The organism is Streptomyces triculaminicus, from assembly GCF_017349075.1.
Taxonomy (GTDB): Bacteria; Actinomycetota; Actinomycetes; order Streptomycetales; family Streptomycetaceae; genus Streptomyces; species Streptomyces triculaminicus.
Genome location: NZ_JAFMOF010000004.1, coordinates 20,105 through 37,028 on the forward strand (window position 1 = coordinate 20,105; position 16,924 = coordinate 37,028).

Annotated in this window: 16 protein-coding genes; 8 read left to right on the forward strand and 8 right to left on the reverse strand. The window is 74.3% G+C overall.

All coding sequences use genetic code 11. The features are described from left to right. The first annotated feature begins 66 nt into the window (after nucleotides 1-66). The 5 genes from J1792_RS24025 (at nucleotide 67) to J1792_RS24045 (ending at nucleotide 5,479) form a co-directional block, all read left to right on the forward strand. Nucleotides 67-780 (forward strand): YggS family pyridoxal phosphate-dependent enzyme, encoded by a 714-nt coding sequence (locus tag J1792_RS24025; protein ID WP_086568027.1) that lies wholly within the window; start codon nucleotides 67-69, stop codon nucleotides 778-780. Beyond that, nucleotides 777-2,891: an oxidoreductase gene (locus J1792_RS24030; protein ID WP_207248197.1), complete on the forward strand. Its 2,115-nt coding sequence runs from the start codon at nucleotides 777-779 to the stop codon at nucleotides 2,889-2,891. Before J1792_RS24025 ends, J1792_RS24030 begins: the two co-directional genes overlap by 4 nt. A 34-nt stretch (nucleotides 2,892-2,925) precedes the next feature. Then, a complete protein-coding gene (gene trpD, locus J1792_RS24035) occupies nucleotides 2,926-3,939 on the forward strand; it encodes an anthranilate phosphoribosyltransferase (RefSeq protein ID WP_086568024.1) in 1,014 nt (337 codons plus the stop codon). 61 nt (nucleotides 3,940-4,000) lie between these two features. Continuing rightward, nucleotides 4,001-4,822 carry an indole-3-glycerol phosphate synthase TrpC gene (trpC, locus tag J1792_RS24040; RefSeq protein ID WP_086568022.1) on the forward strand — a complete coding sequence of 274 codons (822 nt, stop codon included), beginning with the start codon at nucleotides 4,001-4,003 and terminating at the stop codon, nucleotides 4,820-4,822. A gap of 39 nt (nucleotides 4,823-4,861) precedes the next feature. Beyond that, entirely contained in the window at nucleotides 4,862-5,479 is a 618-nt protein-coding gene (locus J1792_RS24045; protein ID WP_086568021.1) for a LysE family translocator, read from the forward strand. 46 nt (nucleotides 5,480-5,525) lie between these two features. Here the strand turns inward: J1792_RS24045 and ftsH are convergent, their stop codons facing one another. After that, nucleotides 5,526-7,469, reverse strand: coding sequence for an ATP-dependent zinc metalloprotease FtsH (ftsH, locus tag J1792_RS24050; protein ID WP_207248198.1), 1,944 nt, complete (start codon nucleotides 7,467-7,469; stop codon nucleotides 5,526-5,528). 160 nt (nucleotides 7,470-7,629) lie between these two features. Here ftsH and J1792_RS24055 point away from each other — a divergent pair, with 160 nt between their 5' ends. Continuing rightward, nucleotides 7,630-7,917: a DUF1876 domain-containing protein gene (locus J1792_RS24055; RefSeq protein ID WP_086568018.1), complete on the forward strand. Its 288-nt coding sequence runs from the start codon at nucleotides 7,630-7,632 to the stop codon at nucleotides 7,915-7,917. Nucleotides 7,918-7,958: 41 nt separating this feature from the next. Here the strand turns inward: J1792_RS24055 and J1792_RS24060 are convergent, their stop codons facing one another. Further along, nucleotides 7,959-8,582: a hypothetical protein gene (locus J1792_RS24060; RefSeq protein WP_207248199.1), complete on the reverse strand. Its 624-nt coding sequence runs from the start codon at nucleotides 8,580-8,582 to the stop codon at nucleotides 7,959-7,961. A 235-nt stretch (nucleotides 8,583-8,817) separates the two neighbouring features. Here J1792_RS24060 and J1792_RS24065 point away from each other — a divergent pair, with 235 nt between their 5' ends. Both J1792_RS24065 and J1792_RS24070 read left to right on the forward strand, forming a co-directional pair. Then, nucleotides 8,818-10,182, forward strand: a complete 1,365-nt coding sequence (locus J1792_RS24065; protein WP_207248200.1) for a cryptochrome/photolyase family protein — start codon at nucleotides 8,818-8,820, stop codon at nucleotides 10,180-10,182. 77 nt (nucleotides 10,183-10,259) lie between these two features. Further along, on the forward strand, nucleotides 10,260-10,631 hold the full coding sequence (locus J1792_RS24070; protein ID WP_086568034.1) for a hypothetical protein: 372 nt from the start codon (nucleotides 10,260-10,262) through the stop codon (nucleotides 10,629-10,631). 61 nt (nucleotides 10,632-10,692) lie between these two features. Here J1792_RS24070 and hypE read toward each other — a convergent pair whose 3' ends face one another. The 6 genes from hypE to hypA are packed head-to-tail and all read right to left on the reverse strand — an operon-like array spanning nucleotide 10,693 to nucleotide 16,724. Beyond that, the gene (gene hypE / locus J1792_RS24075; protein WP_086568015.1) at nucleotides 10,693-11,766 is read right to left on the reverse strand and encodes a hydrogenase expression/formation protein HypE; all 1,074 of its coding nucleotides are present in this window, start codon (nucleotides 11,764-11,766) and stop codon (nucleotides 10,693-10,695) included. Continuing rightward, nucleotides 11,759-12,883 (reverse strand): hydrogenase formation protein HypD, encoded by a 1,125-nt coding sequence (gene hypD / locus J1792_RS24080; RefSeq protein WP_086568013.1) that lies wholly within the window; start codon nucleotides 12,881-12,883, stop codon nucleotides 11,759-11,761. The genes hypE and hypD overlap by 8 nt, the downstream gene beginning before the upstream one ends. After that, nucleotides 12,880-13,257, reverse strand: coding sequence for a HypC/HybG/HupF family hydrogenase formation chaperone (locus tag J1792_RS24085; RefSeq protein ID WP_086568012.1), 378 nt, complete (start codon nucleotides 13,255-13,257; stop codon nucleotides 12,880-12,882). The genes hypD and J1792_RS24085 overlap by 4 nt, the downstream gene beginning before the upstream one ends. Then, complete coding sequence (gene hypF / locus J1792_RS24090; protein WP_086568010.1) at nucleotides 13,220-15,625, reverse strand: carbamoyltransferase HypF; 2,406 nt, start codon at nucleotides 15,623-15,625, stop codon at nucleotides 13,220-13,222. The genes J1792_RS24085 and hypF overlap by 38 nt, the downstream gene beginning before the upstream one ends. Then, nucleotides 15,622-16,368, reverse strand: a complete 747-nt coding sequence (gene hypB / locus J1792_RS24095) for a hydrogenase nickel incorporation protein HypB (protein ID WP_086568009.1) — start codon at nucleotides 16,366-16,368, stop codon at nucleotides 15,622-15,624. Before hypB ends, hypF begins: the two co-directional genes overlap by 4 nt. After that, nucleotides 16,368-16,724, reverse strand: coding sequence for a hydrogenase maturation nickel metallochaperone HypA (hypA, locus tag J1792_RS24100; protein WP_086568007.1), 357 nt, complete (start codon nucleotides 16,722-16,724; stop codon nucleotides 16,368-16,370). Before hypA ends, hypB begins: the two co-directional genes overlap by 1 nt. Between the last annotated feature and the right edge of the window lie 200 nt (nucleotides 16,725-16,924).

Sequence of the window (16,924 nt, forward strand, 5' to 3'; positions counted from 1 at the left end):
CACGTGGTCGTGGAGGCACGCGCGAGGGCGCGTGCCTCCACGGCCGCACAACCGGAAGGAGGTTCCATGACGGCCATCCCCGAAACCCCGCACCGGCCCGACCCGACGATCGGGCTGGGCGCGGTCCGCGATGCCATCGAAGGCGCCTGTACCCGCGCCGGCCGCGATCCGCGGTCGGTGACGCTCGTCGCCGCCTCGAAGACGGTTCCCGCCGACGTCCTGGAGCGGGCCGCCGCGGCCGGGCTCACGGTCTTCGGCGAGAACCGCGTCCAGGAGGCCAAGACGAAGTGGCCCGCCCTGCGGGAGCGGATTCCCGGCCTCGAACTGCACCTGATCGGGCCGTTGCAGACCAACAAGGCCCGTGAGGCGGTGGCGTTGTTCGACGTCATCCAGTCGGTGGACCGGCCCGGCCTGTGCGAGGCGCTGGCCCGGCAGTGCGACCGGCAGGGCCGCAGGCCGCGGCTGTTCGTCCAGGTCAACACGGGCGCGGAGCCGCAGAAGGCGGGTGTCCTGCCCGAGCTGGCCGACGACTTCCTCACGGCCTGCCGGCAGACCTACGGGCTCGACGTCGCCGGCCTGATGTGCGTCCCGCCGGCCGACGCCGACCCGGCCCCGCACTTCACCCTGCTGGCCGGCATCGCCGCCCGCAACGGACTGCCGGGGCTCTCCATGGGCATGAGCACGGACTTCGCCGAGGCGATCGCCCACGGGGCCACGCATGTGCGCGTGGGCAGCGCGATCTTCGGGGCGCGGGCCCGCGTCCAGAGGGACGTCATATGACCCGTCCCTCCCGGTTCGACATCCTCTTCGAGCCCGTACGGATCGGGCCGGTCACCGCCCGGAACCGCTTCTTCCAGGTGCCCCACTGCAACGGCATGGGGCGTGCCTTCCCCAGCCCCATGGCGGCGATGCGGGGAGTGAAGGCGGAGGGCGGCTGGGGGGTGGTCTCCACCGAGCAGTGCGACGTGCACCACTCCGGCAACCACCAGCGCGAGCTGCGGCTGTGGGACGAGCGGGACATCCCCTACCTGGCCCGCGCCACCGGCCTGATCCACGAGCACGGCGCGCTGGCGGCCGTGGAGCTGGTGCACAACGGCTCCCACGTCGCCAACCTCGAGAGCCGCACCGTGCCGATAGCGCCGAGCCTGCGGCTCACCCGGGGGATCAACCCCGTCACCGCGCGGGCGATGGACAAGAGCGACATCCGCGACGCCCGCCGCTGGTACCGCACGGCGGCGGTCAACGCCCGGCGCGCCGGGTTCGACATCATCTACGTCTACGCGGGCCACGGCATGACGCTGCCCGTCCACTTCCTCTCCCGCCGCCACAACCACCGGACCGACGAGTACGGCGGCAGCCTGGAGAACCGCGCCCGCTTCCTGCGCGAGCTGGTCGAGGACGCCAAGGAGGCCGTCGGAGACACCTGTGCGGTCGCGATCCGGTTCGGCGTCGACGGGCTCGCCGACTCCCGGGACGGTTCGAAGGACGAGGGCCGCGACGTCGTGGAGATGCTCGCCGAGCTGCCCGACCTGTGGGACGTCAACCTGAGCGACTTCGACGACGACGGCGTCACCGCGCGGTTCGGCGACGAGGGGCACCAGGAGAAGTACGTCCGGTTCGTCAAGAGCGTGACCACCAAGCCCGTGGTCGGGGTCGGCCGGTTCACCTCCCCCGACACGATGGTCTCGATGGTGCGGGGCGGCACGCTCGACCTCATCGGCGCCGCGCGCCCCTCGATCGCCGATCCCTTCCTGCCCCGCAAGATCGAGGAAGGCCGCTTCGACGACATCCGCGAGTGCGTCGGCTGCAACATCTGCGTGGCCGGTGACCGGTCGGGCGTCCCCATGCGCTGCACCCAGAACCCGACGATGGGCGAGGAGTGGCGGCGCGGCTGGCACCCGGAGTACATCCCGCCCAAGGACACCGACGACACGGTGCTCGTCGTCGGCGGCGGTCCCGCCGGCCTGGAGGCCGCCCGTGCGCTGGGCCAGCGCGGCTACGACGTCATGCTGGCCGACCGCGGCCGGCAGCTGGGCGGCCGCGTGGCCCGGGAGTGCCGGCTGCCGGGCCTGGGGACCTGGGCCCGCGTCAGCGAGTGGCGCCTGGGACAGCTGCGCCGGATGCGCAACGTCCAGCTGCTGCCCGACAACGACATCACCGCCGAGATGGTGCTCCAGGCCGAGGCCTCGCTCGTCGCCGTCGCCACCGGCGCGACCTGGCGCGCCGACGGGATCGGCCGGTACCACTCGGAGGCGATCCCCGGCCTGGAGGGGGTGCCCGTCTACACCCCGGACGACGTCATGGACTCCCGGCTGCCCTCCGGCCGCGTCGTCCTTTTCGACGACGACCACTACTACATGGGCGGCGTGATCGCCGAGCGCCTCGTCGAGCAGGGCTGCGAGGTCACCTTCGTCACGCCCGAGAGCCTGGTGTCCGCCTACACCCAGCTGACGGCCGAGCAGCGCAAGGTCCAGCGGCGGATCCTGCGCACCTGCGCGGCGGTGCACACCTCGACGACGCTCGCACGGACCGAGCCCGGCACCGCCCATCTCGCCTGCGTCTTCACCGGCCGCGAGACGGCGGTCGCGGCGGACGCCGTCGTGCTGACCACCGGCATGGTCCCGCGCGACGAGCTCTACCAGGAGCTCGCCCGGCGGGGCGAGGCGGAGCTGGGCGCGGCCGGCATCCGCCGCGTCGTACGGCTGGGCGACTGCCTGGGGCCCGGCATCATCGCGGCCGCCGTCCACAGCGGCCATCTGTTCGCCCGCACCCTGGACACCGCGCTCACCGACCGGGCGCCCTACCGGCGCGAGAACGTCGAGCCCGGCTGGGACCTGCCGCTGCCGCCGGGCGGCGAGGGCCTGTGGGCGCCCGGGGACGTCCTCAGCTGACCGCCGCGCACGCCCGGAGCCCGAGGAGAGGCCCATGGAAGAACTCAAGCCCCTGATCGCCAAGGTCGCCACCGGCGCCACGCTGACCTTCGAGGAGTCGGCCCGGGCCTTCGACCTCATCGTGTCGGGTGACGCGACCCCCTCGCAGATGGGCGCCCTGCTGATGGGGCTGCGGATCCGCGGGGAGAGCGTCGAGGAGATCACCGGCGCGGTGACCACGATGCGTACGAAGATGCTCCGGGTGACCGCGCCGCCCGGGGCCATCGACCTGCTCGGCACCGGCGGCGACGCGTCGGGCTCGTACAACATCTCCACCTGCGCGGCCCTCGTCGTCGCCGGGGCCGGCGTCCCGGTGGCCAAGATGGGCAACCGGGCGTTCTCCTCGCGCTGCGGCGCGGCCGACGTGCTGGCGGAGCTCGGCGTCCGCGTCGGTCTGTCGCCCGCCGCCGTCGAACGCTGCCTGGCCGAGGCGGGCATCGGCTTCATGTTCGCCCCGGACCACCATCCGGCGGCCCGGCACGTCCACCCCACCCGCGTGGAGCTGGGCACCCGCACCATCTTCAACCTGATGGGGCCGCTGCTGAACCCGGCCGGGGTGCGGCGGCAGATGGTCGGGGTGTTCTCGCGGGAATGGGTGGAGCCGCTCGCCGAGGTGCTGGGCCGGCTCGGCTCGCACCGCGCGCTCGTCGTCCACGGCTCCGACGGACTCGACGAGATCACCACCACCGGCCCCACCGCCGTCGCCTCGCTCGAGAACGGCACCGTACGGACGTTCGAGGTGACGCCGGAGGAGTTCGGCCTGCCGCGCGCCCGCCCGGAGGAGCTCAAGGGCGGCGACGCGCGGGACAACGCGGCCGCGCTGCTCGCGGTCCTCGACGGCGAGCGCGGCGCCTACCGCGACGTGGCGGCGCTCAACGCGGCCGCGGCGCTGGTGGTCGCGGGCCGGGCCGCGGGCCTCGCGGACGGCCTGGAACTGGCCGTGAAGTCGATCGACTCGGGCGAGGCCAGACGCCGCCTCGACCGCCTCGCCGCCGCCTCCCACGCGTGATCCGTCACCCGTGCGGCGCGGTGCCGTACGCCACCGGCCCCCGGGCCGAAAGGAGCAGGACATGACCGGCTTTCTGGCCACGATCGAGGCCTACAAGCGCGAGGAGATCGAGGCCGCCAAGCGCTCGACGCCCCTCGCCGAGCTGGAGGCGAAGGCCGCCGCCGCCCCGCCGCCGCGCGGCTTCCTCGCCGCGCTCGAGGCCCGGCGCGGGCGGGGCGAGTACGCGCTGATCGCCGAGATCAAGAAGGCGAGCCCCTCCAAGGGGCTGATCCGCGCGGACTTCGACCCGCCGGCGATCGCCCGCGCCTACGAGGCGGGCGGCGCCGCCTGCCTGTCGGTGCTCACCGACACACGGTCGTTCCAGGGCGCGCCGGAGCACCTGGCGGCCGCGCGCGCCGCGACCGGACTGCCGGTGCTGCGCAAGGACTTCCTCTACGACCCGTACCAGGTCGTCGAGGCCCGTGCGTGGGGCGCCGACTGCGTGCTCGTCATCATGGCCGCGGTCGACGACGCGACGGCGAAGGAGCTGGAGGACGCGGCGTCGGCGTTCGGCATGGACGTGCTCGCCGAGGTCCACGACGAGGAGGAACTGGAGCGCGCGCTGCGCCTGAGCACGCGCCTGATCGGGGTCAACAACCGCGACCACAGGACGTTCGAGACGACGCTGGCGACGACCGAGGCGCTTGCGCCCAGGATTCCGGACGAGCGGCTGATCGTCGGGGAGAGCGGGCTGGGCGGCCCCGCCGACCTCGCCCGGCTGGCGCGATCCGGCGTCTCGTCCTTCCTCATCGGCGAGAGCCTGATGCGTGCGCCGGACATCGAGGCGGCCACCCGTGCCATACTCGCGCGCGGAGCGGCACGGCCAACTCCGGCCGCCGAATAGGCATTTGCCGCAGGCCCCAGGCACAAAGGAGCGTCATCAGTGGGCATCGAGTTCCTGGTCACATCGTTCATCGTCACCGCCTCCCCCGGCACCGGGGTGCTCTATACGCTCGCGACGGGCCTCTCGCGGGGCTTCCGCGCGAGCGTCGTGGCCGCGTTCGGCTGCACACTGGGAATCGTCCCCCACATGGCCGCCACGATCATGGGGCTGGCCGCGCTCTTACACACCAGCGCGCTCGCCTTCCAGATCTTCAAGTACGCGGGCGTCGCCTACCTGCTCTACGTCGCGTGGAGCACGCTGCGCGAGAGCGGCACGCTGAAGGTGGAGACCGAGGGCGAGGCCGAGGCCCAGTCGGCCGCCAAGGTGACCGTGACGGCCGTCCTCATCAACATCCTCAACCCCAAGCTGACGATCTTCTTCCTGGCCTTCCTGCCGCAGTTCGTGAGCACCGACGAGGCGCACCCCGTCCCCCGGATGCTCGAGCTGAGCGCCGTCTTCATGCTGATGACGTTCGTGATCTTCGTCGGCTACGGGTTGCTGGCCGCCGCGGTCCGGGACCACGTGATCTCGCGGCCCAAGGTGCTGACGTGGATGCGGCGCACGTTCGCGGGCGCGTTCGTGGCCCTGGGCGCGAAGCTGGCGTTCACCAACATCTGACCGGCTCCCGCGACGAAGCCGCCGCCCACCCGGGGCGGCGGCTTCGTCATGGCGTGTCCGGCTCCGCCTCCCGGCCGGCGTCCGCGTCGCCGTCCTCCCGCAGGACGTCCAGCACCACCGAGCCGTCGACGGTCTCCCTGGCCACCAGCTGTTCGGAGAGCCGGTCCAGGGCGGCGCGGTGGTCCCGCAGCAGGGTCAGGGCCCGGTCCTCGGCGGCGCGCAGCAGGCGCGCCACCTCCTGGTCGACGATGCGCTGGGTGCGCTCCGAGTACGGCTGCCGGGCGAGGTCCTCGGCGGTCTCCCCCAGGAACGGCTGCCCCGGGGCGGCGTAGCCGACCGGGCCCAGCGTCGGCGAGAGGCCGAACTCGCGGACCATGCGGGTGGCGATCGCGGTGGCGCCCGCGAGGTCGTTGGCGGCTCCCGTGGAGCCCTCGCCGAAGACGGTCAGTTCGGCCGCGCGGCCGCCGAGGCGCACGGCGAGCAGGTCGGTGAGGTAGCCCTCGGTGTACAGGTGGCGCTCGGCCTCGGGGAGTTGCTCGGTGACCCCGAGCGACACCCCGGCGGGCAGGATCGTCACCTTGGCGACGGGGTCGGCGTGTTCGCACAGGGCGGCGACGAGGGCGTGGCCCGACTCGTGCACGGCGACGGAACGGCGTTCCTCGGGCAGCAGCGCGTTGGACGTCTCGCGCCGGCCGAGCAGCACGCGGTCGCGGGCGGCGTCCAGGTCCTCGGCGACGAGGGTGGAGCGGTCCTGGCGTACGGCGTTGATGGCCGCCTCGTTGACGAGGTTGGCCAGGTCGGCGCCGGAGAAGCCGGGGGTGGCGCGGGCGACGATGTTCAGGTCGACGTCGGGGGCGAGGGTCTTGCCGCGGGAGTGCACGGTGAGGATGGCCGAGCGTTCGGCCTGGTTGGGCAGCGGCACGGTGACCTGCCGGTCGAACCGGCCGGGGCGCAGCAGGGCGGGGTCGAGGGCGTCGGGCCGGTTGGTGGCGGCGATGACCACGATGCCGCTGCTCTGGTCGAAGCCGTCCATCTCGGCGAGCAGCTGGTTGAGGGTCTGCTCGCGCTCGTCGTTGCCGCCGAGCCGGGAGCCGCCGCCGCGCCGGCCGCCGACGGCGTCTATCTCGTCGATGAAGATGATCGAGGGGGCGCGCTTGCGGGCCTCGTCGAAGAGGTCGCGGACCCGGGACGCCCCGACGCCGACGAACATCTCGACGAACGCCGAGCCGGTCACCGACAGGAACGGCACGTCCGCCTCCCCGGCCACGGCGCGGGCGAAGAGCGTCTTGCCGGTCCCGGGCGGCCCGACCATGATCACTCCGCGCGGCCCCTTGGCGCCCGCCCGGGCGTAGCGGTCGGGGTTGCGCAGGAAGTCGACGACCTCGCTGACCTCCTGTTTGACGCCGTCGTAGCCGGCGACGTCGACGAAGCGGGTGGTGGGCCGCTCGGCCTCGATGATCTTCGCCCGGGACCGGCCGATGGCGCTGACGCCGCCGGTGAGGGAGCTCGCGGCCCTGCGGGCGCCCCACAGGAAGAAGCCGGCCAGGAGCAGCAGGGGCAGGAAGGCCACCAGGAGCGAGGGCCAGAGGGTGGCGGTGCTCTGGGAGGCGGTGATCCGTACGTGCTGGGCCTCCAGGTGCTGCTCGAGCCCGGTCGTGCCCAGCGCCGTGGGGATGCGGGTGGTGAACTTGGCGCCGTTCTTGAGCGTGCCGCTCACCGAGCCCTTGTCGCTGACGTCGACCGTCTGGACCTGTCCGGCGCCCACCTTGGCGACGAAGTCGCTGTAGGGCACCTGGCTGGGCTGGGGGCCGCTCACGCCGCGCGCCAGCAGCAGGGTGATCACGAACAGGACGAGGGCGACGGGCAGGATCCACCGACGCCAGGCGGGCGGCGCCGGCGGTCCGGACGGCGGCCTGGGCGGTTCGCCCGGCGGCCGGGGGCCGGCGGGCGGTGTGAGGTGCCGGTGCGGCAGGCGGATGCGTGTGATCACGGCCGTTCTCACTTCCTGAGCCGGTCCGGCCACCGCGTCACCGTGTGTCACAGGCCGTGCGGTGGCCGATTCGCCTCACCTCAACAGTCGCACCCGGCCGCTCGCGGCGCACGGGTATTCAATGGAGGGAGGCACGGACCGATCGTCCGAGGAGCGCGTCATGTCGCACACAACCGAGTGGAACGTCCGCCTCCAGCTGTCCGAGGAGGACGGGAAGACCAGGGCACGGGTGGTGCTGGACACCGGGTCCGCCTCGCTCACCGGTGCCGGGACCGCCCAGTGCGCCCCCGGCGACAAGGACGTACCGGTGATCGGTGACGAGTTCGCGGCGGGCCGGGCCCTGCGCGATCTCGGCACTCGGCTGCTGCGGACGGCGGAACACGACGTCGAGGCCATGGGCGCGGCGCCCGAGCCGAGGACGTCGGTGCCCTACGGCTGGCCGGAGTAGCCGGCCGCGAACGGCCGGCCCCCGGCCCGGCCCGGGAAGGCCTAGCTCTGGGTGTTGATGAAGCCGATGACCACGGCGCCCCACCAGCAGACCTGGGACACCAGGGCGCTGGCCCCGCCCCAGGCGAGGAGGCGCGGCGAGGGGGTGGAGCCGGCGCTGCGGGCCATGTGCTTGCCGAGGAGGCCGGACTGCAGGCCGTTGAGGGTGAGGATCAGCACCATCGCCAGCTTCACGCAGGTCATGGTGGAGGAGATGTTCGGGTGCAGCAGCGTGCCGCTGAGGACCAGGCCCGCGAGGCCGGCCCAGATGGGCAGGTGCAGCCGGTTCGCGCTGCCGAGGACGTCCTGCAGGTCGCAGCGGCCCATCATCCACAGGAGGCCGTAGTAGTCGGCCACCAGCACGGCGCCGAAGCCGAGCACGAGGCTGGCGAGGTGGACGAAGAGCGCGACCGTGTGCAGGGCCGGGTCGGCCTGCAGGTGCACGGCGACCCAGACGCTCGCGGCAAAGGCGGCGCACAGCACCAGCGCACCCGCGGTGAGCGTCCACCAGGAGTCGTAGAGGCCGATCGGCCGGGCGTGCCGGGCACGCGGCGTGACGGCTGCCAGCCGGGGCGGCCGGGACGGGCGTATGACGGACAGGGGCGATTCGGACGGGACAGCGGACACGTACTTCTCCAAACGCAGACCCCCACTCTTCGGCCCGGGCGACGGCCGGAATCGGTACCGGCGCGGCGCCCAAACACCAGAACACTCCTGCGCGAAAAGCGCAAGCTTCGCAGGTCAGAGCATGTTCTGTCGTAATCTGGGCCGTCTGGACCTTGATCAGCACTATCTGTGCATGATCGACACCATCCGGACACGATCATCACCGTCCGGACCGTGATCACCGAAATGAGCCGGCATGCGGGTCGCGATCGTCCTCTTCACCGCCGATCTACGGCTGCACGACAATCCCGTCCTGCGCGCCGCGCTGAGCGCCGCCGAGAGCGTGGTGCCGCTGTTCGTCGTCGACTCCGGGGTGCGCGACGCCGGCTTCACGACGCCCAACCGCGCGGCGTTCCTGTCCGAGTGCCTCGCCGACCTCGACCGGGGACTGCGGGCCCGGGGCGGCCATCTGGTGATCCGCGAGGGGGACGTGGTGCGCGAGGCGTGCCGGGTGGCCGCGGAGACGGACGCGGCGGAGGTCCATCTGGCGGGCGGGAGCAGCGGATACGCCCAGCGCCGGGAGGACCGGCTGCGGTCGGCGCTGGCCGCGGACGGGCGGCAGCTGCGGGTGCACGACGCGGTGGTCACCGCCCTGCCGCCGGGGGCGGTACTGCCCTCGGGCCGGAGCCACTTCGCGGTGTTCACCCCGTACTACCGGAGGTGGTCGGCCGAGCGGCTGCGGCCGGTGACCGGCGCGCCCCGGCGCGTCGCCGTGCCCACCGTCTCCACGCTCCCCCTGCCGGCGGCCGCGTCCCTGGCCCCCGGGACGGCCTCGCCCGCCCTCGCGCGCGGCGGCGAGAGCGAGGGCCGCCGGCGCCTGGCGGCCTGGCTGCGCTCGGGCGTCGACGCGTACGCCGTCCGGCACGACGACATGGCGGCGGACGCCACGTCCCGGCTGTCCCCTTATCTGCACTTCGGCTGCCTGTCGCCGGTGGAGGTGATCGACCGCGCGCGCCGCCGCCCGGGCGGCGCGGAGGCGTTCGTACGCCAGCTGGCCTGGCGCGACTTCCACCACCAGGTGCTGGCCGCCGTGCCGGGGGCGGCCGCCCGCGACTACCGCACGCGGCACGACCGCTGGCGCACGGACCCCGAGGAGCTCGCCGCCTGGAAGGCGGGGGTGACCGGGTTCCCGGTCGTCGACGCGGCGATGCGCCAGCTCGCCCACGAGGGCTGGATGCACAACCGGGCCCGGATGCTGGTGGCGTCCTTCCTCACCAAGACCCTCTACCACGACTGGCGGGAGGGCGCCCGGCACTTCACCGACCTGCTGATCGACGCCGACGTGGCGAACAACCAGCTCAACTGGCAGTGGATGGCCGGCACCGGAACCGACACCCGCCCCCACCGCGTCCTCAATCCCCTCGTCCAGGCCCGGCGCTTCGACCCCGAGGGGGAGTACGTACGCCGCTGGGTACCGGAGCTGGCCGGCGTGGCGGGCGGCGCCGTCCACCAGCCGTGGAGACTCGAGGCCGTGCGGCGCGAGCGCCTCGGCTATCCGGGGCCGCTCGTCGGCCTCCCCGACGCCCTGGCCCGCTTCCGGCGGGCGCGGGGCCTCACCTGAACGGCCCCCGCGCCCATTCGGCCGTACGCCGCGCGCGGGAACGTATGGCGGCGAGCGGGACCGGGTACCGGTCGCAGGTGAGAATCCGGCATCCTTCCCACCGCGGGGACGAGCGGCCCGACCTGTTCGAACGGGTGGCCGAGAAGGCCTCCCACTTCACGAGCTCACGGGCCTTCTTCGTGCTGTGCTTCGTGCTGGTGGCGAACTTCCTGGCCATGCACATCGCGGGGCTGTCGGTCGGGCTGGAGCTGCTGGCCGCCGGCCTCATGACGTCGGTGACGCTGTTGCTGCTGGCCCTGCTCAAGAACTCCGAGCTGCGCGCCGAGCACGCCGTGCAGCGCAAGCTCGACGCGATCGCCGGGGCACTGCTGGCGCAGGCCGAGGGCGCGCGCGAGGGCAAGGCCTTCGACACTCTGCGCGACGCCATCCGCATGGACGAGCAGACCTGACGCCGGACCCGGCCACCGGACCCGACCACCGGACCTGACCGCGGCCGTCCGGCCGGCCGGATCAGCAGATGCGCGGCAGTTGCTCGCCCAGGGGCAGGTCGACGACGCGCGTCCCGCCGAGGCGGGTGCGCGCCACGACCATTCCCGGGTGCTCGGCCACGCATTCCCCGATGACGGCGGCCCCCCGCCCGTGCGGATGCGCGCGCATGGCGGCGAGCACCGCCTCGGCGTGCGGCCGGGGGACGAAGGCCACGAGCCGGCCCTCGTTCGCCACGTAGAGCGGGTCGAGGCCGAGGAAGCCGCAGGCGTTGGCGACGGCCTCGGGCACGGGCACGCTGCCCTCGGTGAGGACGACGCCGGTGCCGGAGGCGGCGGCGATCTCGTTGAGGGCGGTGGCCACGCCGCCGCGCGTGGGGTCGCGCAGGGCGTGCAGGTCGGGGGTGACGGCGAGCATCGCGGCGACGAGGCCCCCCAGCGGGGCGGTGTCGCTCTCGATCTCCACCCCGAACTCCAGTCCCTCGCGCACGCTCAGGACGGCCACGCCGTGCAGGCCGACCGGCCCGCTGACGATCACCACGTCGCCGGGCGCGGCCCGCTGGGGGCGGATGTCGACGCCGTCGGGGATGATCCCGATGCCGGAGGTGGTGACGAAGACGCCGTCGCCGTGGCCGGCGTCGACGACCTTGGTGTCGCCGGTGACGACGGTGACCCCGGCGGCCTCGGCGGCCGCGCCGATGTCCCGGGCGACCCGCGCCACGACGGACAGTTCGGTGCCCTCCTCCAGGATGAAGGCGCAGGAGAGGTGGGCGGGGCGGGCGCCGCTCATGGCGAGGTCGTTGACGGTGCCGTTGACGGCGAGGTCACCGATGCCGCCGCCGGGGAAGAAGAGGGGGCGTACGACGTAGGAGTCGGTGGAGAAGGCGAGGCGCGCCCCGCCCAGGGTGACCGCCGCCGAGTCGGCGAGGCCGGCCAGCACCTCGTTGCCGTAGGCGGGCGCGAAGACCTGGGCGACGAGCTCGGCGGACAGCGCCCCTCCCCCGCCGTGCCCGAGGACGACGACGGGCTGGTCGCGCAGCGGGGCCGGGCAGGTCAGGGCGGAGGGGTCGATGGTCGCGGAGGGCGCGGTGTCAGCCAACGGGGGTCGCCTCCTCGGCGGGCGCCGCGTGGTCCAGGCGGCGGTAGAGGTAGTAGGCGGCGCAGGCTCCCTCGCTGGAGACCATGGTCGCGCCCAGGGGGTGGCGGGGGGTGCAGGCGGTGCCGAAGGCCTCGCACTCGTGCGGCTTGATCAGGCCCTGCAGCACCTCGCCGCTGCGGCAGGCGGCGGGCTCTCGGGTGCGCACGCCGCCGACGCTGAAGCGGTGCTCGGCGTCGTACGCCCGGAAGGCGGGGGCCAGCCGCCAGCCGCTGCCGGGGATGACGCCGATGCCCCGCCACGCCCGGTCGGTGATCTCGAAGACCTCGGCGAGCATCCGCAGGGCCGCCGGGTTGCCCTCGTCCCGTACGGCGCGGGGGTAGGCGTTCTCCACCCGGTGCTCGCCGCGTTCGAGCTGGCGGACGGTGCGGCGGACGCCCTCGAGGATGTCGAGCGGTTCGAAGCCGGTGACGACGATGGGCACGCGGTGGCGCTCGGCCAGGGCCGGGTACTCCTCGACGCCCATGACGCTGCACACGTGCCCGGCGGCCAGGAATCCCTGGACGCGGCAGTCGGGAGAGCTCATGATCGCCTCGATGGCGGGTGGTACGCGCACGTGCGAGACCAGCAGGCTGAAGTTGCGGACGCCGAGCGCGCGGGCCTGGTGGACCGTCATGGCGTTGGCGGGGGCGGTGGTCTCGAAGCCGATGCCGAAGAAGACGACCTCCTTCTCCGGGTGCCGGCGGGCGATCTCCAGCGCGTCCAGCGGGGAGTACACCACCCGTACGTCGCCGCCGGCGCCCTTGACCCGGAACAGGTCGCCGTCGGTGCCCGGGACGCGCAGCATGTCGCCGAACGAGCAGAAGACCACGTCGGGCAGGGACGCGATGGCGAGCGCCTTGTCGATCATCTCCAGCGGGGTGACGCAGACCGGGCAGCCGGGGCCGTGGATCAGTTCCACGGAGGCGGGGAGCAGCTGGTCGATGCCGTGCCGGATGATCGAGTGGGTCTGGCCGCCGCAGACCTCCATCATCGCCCAGGGACGGGTCACGGTGGCGTGGATGTCGTCCAGCAGCCGCCGGGCCAGGTCGGGGTCCTGGAACTCGTCGAGGTACTTCATCGCGCCTCCTCCGGCATCGTCACGGACGGCGTCGCCGCTTGCGGTGCCGATGCTTGCGGTGCCGTCGCGCCGTCCGGCGCGGCCCCGGTGCCGGGTGCCGTCCCGGCCTCGGCGGCGGCGCGGCTCCAGGGGTCGCCGAACTCCTCCTCCAGGGCGCCGATGCGCGCGAAGAGCTCCAGCGTCGCCAGCGCCGCCGCCTCGTCCAGGCGTTGCAGGGCGAATCCGACGTGCACGATGGCGTAGTCGCCGATCTCGATGTCGGGCAGATAGGCCAGGCACACGTCCTTGACCGCACCCCCGAAGTCGACCTTCGCCATGCGGGTGCCGTCCCGCTCCTCAATACCGACCACTTTGCCGGGCACCGCCAGGCACATGGTCTCCTCCTTCCCCGCCGGCGACTGCCGGCGCACTGCCCTGGGACCGGGCGGCGACGAGTGCCTGGCCGAGGGCCAGGCCGCCGTCGCCGCACGGCACGGCACGGTGGCGCACCACCGTGAAGCCGCCCGCGCGCAGCGCGTGGGTGCACGCGTCCTCGAGCAGACGGTTGACGAACACCCCGCCGGTGAGGGCGACCGCGGACACGCCGGTCGCCTGCCGGGCCGCCTCGCAGGCGGCGGTGACGGCCCCGGCGACGGCGTGGTGGAAGCGGGCGGCGACGACGCCGGTGGGCACCTTCGCCCGCAGGTCCTCGGTCACGGCGCGCAGCACGGGGGCCGGGTCGAGGATCCGCGGGCCGCCGTGCGGGGCGTCGTGGAACCCGAAGGCGTACGGCCGGCCGCAGCCGGCCATGGCGGGGGCGGCGCGTGCCTCCAGCCCGACGGCCGCCTGGGCCTCGTGGCCGGCGCGGTGGCACACCCCGGTGAGGGAGGCGACCGCGTCGAACAGCCGGCCCATGCTGGAGGTGGGGACGCATGCGATGCCCCGCTCCAGCTGCCGTTCCACCAGGTGCCGTTCCCGCTCCCCGCAGGCGGCCACGGCCGGCAGGTCGGTCTCCCGGTCGAGGCCGGCGGCGCGCAGGTGTGCCAGGGCCGTCCGGCAGGGGTTGCGGACGGCGGCGTCGCCGCCGGGCAGCGGCACGTAGGCCAGGTGGGCCAGGCGCCGGTAGCCGGTGTAGTCGGCGAGCATGATCTCGCCGCCCCACACGGCGCCGTCGTCGCCGTAGCCGGTTCCGTCGAAGGCGACGCCGATGACGGGCGTGGTGCCGTCCAGGCCGGCGTCGGCCATGGCGGCGGCGATGTGCGCGTGGTGGTGCTGGACCAGCCGCAGGGGGCGGCCGGCGGCGTGGTCCCGGGCCCAGGCCGCCGACCGGTAGCGGGGGTGGAGGTCGGCGGCGAGCAGGCCGGGGCGGATGCCGGTGAGTTCGCCCAGGTGGGCGACCGCCCGGTCGAAGGCGGCCGCGGTGGCCAGGTCCCCGAGGTCGCCGATGTGCTGCGACAGCCAGGCGGAGCGGCCGCGCGCGAGGCAGAAGGCGTTCTTCAGGTCGCCGCCGACGGCCAGCACGGACGGCACCTCGAAGGGCAGCGGAACGGGGTCGGGTACGTATCCGCGTGACCGGCGCAGGGGCAGCACGCTGCCGTCGGCGCGCACCCGCACCACGGAGTCGTCGCACGGCACGTGGATGGGGCGGTCGTGGGCGAGGCGGGCGTCGCAGAGCGGGGCCAGGTCGGTGCGTGCCCGGCCGTCGTCGGTGACGATCGGTTCGCCGGGGCGGTTCGCGCTGGTCATCACGAGGACGCGGGGGCCCGGCGGGTCGCCGGGCAGGCCGAACAGCAGCCGGTGCAGGGGGCTGTAGGGGAGCATCACGCCGAGGTCGGGGGCGCCGGGCGCGACGCCGGCGGCGAGGTGGACGCCGGCCGCGAAGCCGTCGGGGCGCCGCAGCAGGACGACCGGTGCCCGGGGCCCGGCCAGCAGGCGCGCCTCCGCCGCGGTCACCGGGGCGAGGGCCCGGGCGGTGGCCAGGTCCGCCGCCATGACGGCGAAGGGCTTCATGCCGCGGTCCTTGGCCTCCCGTAGCCGCGCGACGGCGTCCTCGTCGGTGGCGTCGCAGGCCAGGTGGTATCCGCCGATGCCCTTGACGGCCAGGATCGCGCCGCGCGCGAGCAGCGCGCGGGCCCGGGCCAGGGCCGCCTCGGCGGTGGCGGGCGGTTGCCCGCCCTCGAGCCGCAGCCGGGGGCCGCACTCGGGGCAGGCCACCGGCTGGGCGTGGAAGCGCCGGTCGGCGGGGTCGGCGTACTCGCCCGCGCACCGCGCGCACAGGGCGAAGGGGGCCATGGTGGTGGTGGCCCGGTCGTAGGGCAGGCCGGTGACGATGGTGAAGCGCGGTCCGCAGTGGACACAGGTGATGAAGGGGTGGCGGAAGCGGCGGTCGGCGGGGTCGGTGAGCTCGGCCAGGCAGGTGGCGCACAGGGCGGCGTCGGGAGGGACGCGGGTGCGGCCCCGGCCCTGCCGGGAGGGCCGGATGGTGAAGTCGCCGGCGCCCAGGGCGGGCACGCGCCGGTGGGAGACGGAGGAGACCACGGCCAGCGGCGGGGCGTGGCTGATCAGGCGGTCGCGGAAGGCGCGGACGCGTGCCGGGTCGCCCTCGATCTCGGCGACGACGCCTCCGGTGTCGTTGCTGACGTAGCCCGCCAGCCCCAGCTCGCGGGCCAGGCCGTGGACGAAGGGCCGGAACCCGACGCCCTGCACCGCGCCGCGCACGATGATCCGGTGCCGGACGACGGCGGTGTCGTGGCCGGCGGTCACCGCTGCCCGGCCGGCACGTCGTCGGGGGCGTCCTGGAGGAGACGTCCTTCCCGGACGCGGCCGGCCATCACGGGGCGGTGGACGGCGGCGCCCTCGGCGACCGCCAGGATCCGCTCGACGAGCCCGTCCACCCCGGCGCCGGTACGGGCCGAGGTGGGCACGATCCCCACGCCCGGGTTGACCCGCACCACGTTGCCGGTGAACGCCGGCCGGTCGAAGTCCACGGCGTCGGCGATGTCGTTCTTCGTCAGCACGACGAGGTGCGCCAGGCCGAAGGCCATGGGGTACTTCAGCGGCTTGTCCTCGCCCTCGGTGACGGACATCAGCGTCACCCGCAGCGTCTCCCCGAGGTCGTAGGCGGCTGGGCAGACGAGGTTGCCGACGTTCTCCACGAACAGCACCCGCGTGTCCGCCGGCAGCCATCCCCGCAGGTGGCCCCTGAGCTGGGCCGCCTCCAGGTGGCACAGGCCGCCGGTGAGCACCTGTTTGACGGGGGCGCCGGAGCGCGCCAGGCGCCGCGCGTCGTTCTCGGTGGCGAGGTCGGCGGTGAGCGCGGCCACCGGCACGCCGCGTTCGACCAGGGCGGCCAGGACCCGCTCCAGCAGCGCCGTCTTCCCGCTGCCGGGGCTGGACAGCAGGTTCACCACCGTCGTCCGCCGGGACGCCAGTTCCTTGCGCAGGGCGCCGGCCAGGGCGTCGTTCCTGGCCAGCACCGCCTGCCGGACGTCGATGACACGGCACATCACGCGGTCGCCTCCGCCAGTTCGATCACGGTGATCTCCAGCTCCCGCCCGCTGAGCAGGCGTGTGGTCGGCGAGTCGCAGTGCGGGCACCACAGGAACGGCGGGGTGCCGACCGCGAACTCCTTCTCGCAGGCCGCGCAGCGGGCCCGTGCGGGGACCTCCTCCACGACCAGCCGGGCGGCCTCCACCACGGTGCCCTCGCGGGCCACCTCGAAGGAGAAGCGCAGGGCGTCGGGGACGACGCCCGACATCTCGCCCACCCGCACCCGTACCGCCTCGACGCCGGCGGCGTCGTGCCGCCGGGCCAGCTCGGTCGCCCGCTCGACGATCGCGGTGGCGATGGACAGCTCGTGCATCCGCCTCACCTGTTCCCGGCCGCGTGCTCGTGGGTACGTGCTTGTAGGTGCACGCCCCTCGGCGGGGCGGTACGCGTCCCACAGTGACCCGGCGGGGGCGCGGCCCGGCCGCCCGCCACGGCCCGAGCGGCCGGGCGGGCACCGGTATTCGCCCGCGTAGCGCAATCACGGCGCCCCGCGCGCGGCGCCGCCCGTCCCGG

Coding starts and splice junctions, on each gene's coding strand:
- trpD (WP_086568024.1), top strand. CDS start 2,926: ATGGAAGAACTCAAGCCCCTGATCGCCAAGGTCGCCACCGGCGCCACG.
- J1792_RS24025 (WP_086568027.1), top strand. CDS start 67: ATGACGGCCATCCCCGAAACCCCGCACCGGCCCGACCCGACGATCGGG.
- J1792_RS24030 (WP_207248197.1), top strand. CDS start 777: ATGACCCGTCCCTCCCGGTTCGACATCCTCTTCGAGCCCGTACGGATC.
- J1792_RS24065 (WP_207248200.1), top strand. CDS start 8,818: ATGCGGGTCGCGATCGTCCTCTTCACCGCCGATCTACGGCTGCACGAC.
- hypD (WP_086568013.1), bottom strand. CDS start 12,883: ATGAAGTACCTCGACGAGTTCCAGGACCCCGACCTGGCCCGGCGGCTG.
- J1792_RS24055 (WP_086568018.1), top strand. CDS start 7,630: ATGTCGCACACAACCGAGTGGAACGTCCGCCTCCAGCTGTCCGAGGAG.
- J1792_RS24085 (WP_086568012.1), bottom strand. CDS start 13,257: ATGTGCCTGGCGGTGCCCGGCAAAGTGGTCGGTATTGAGGAGCGGGAC.
- hypB (WP_086568009.1), bottom strand. CDS start 16,368: ATGTGCCGTGTCATCGACGTCCGGCAGGCGGTGCTGGCCAGGAACGAC.
- hypA (WP_086568007.1), bottom strand. CDS start 16,724: ATGCACGAGCTGTCCATCGCCACCGCGATCGTCGAGCGGGCGACCGAG.
- trpC (WP_086568022.1), top strand. CDS start 4,001: ATGACCGGCTTTCTGGCCACGATCGAGGCCTACAAGCGCGAGGAGATC.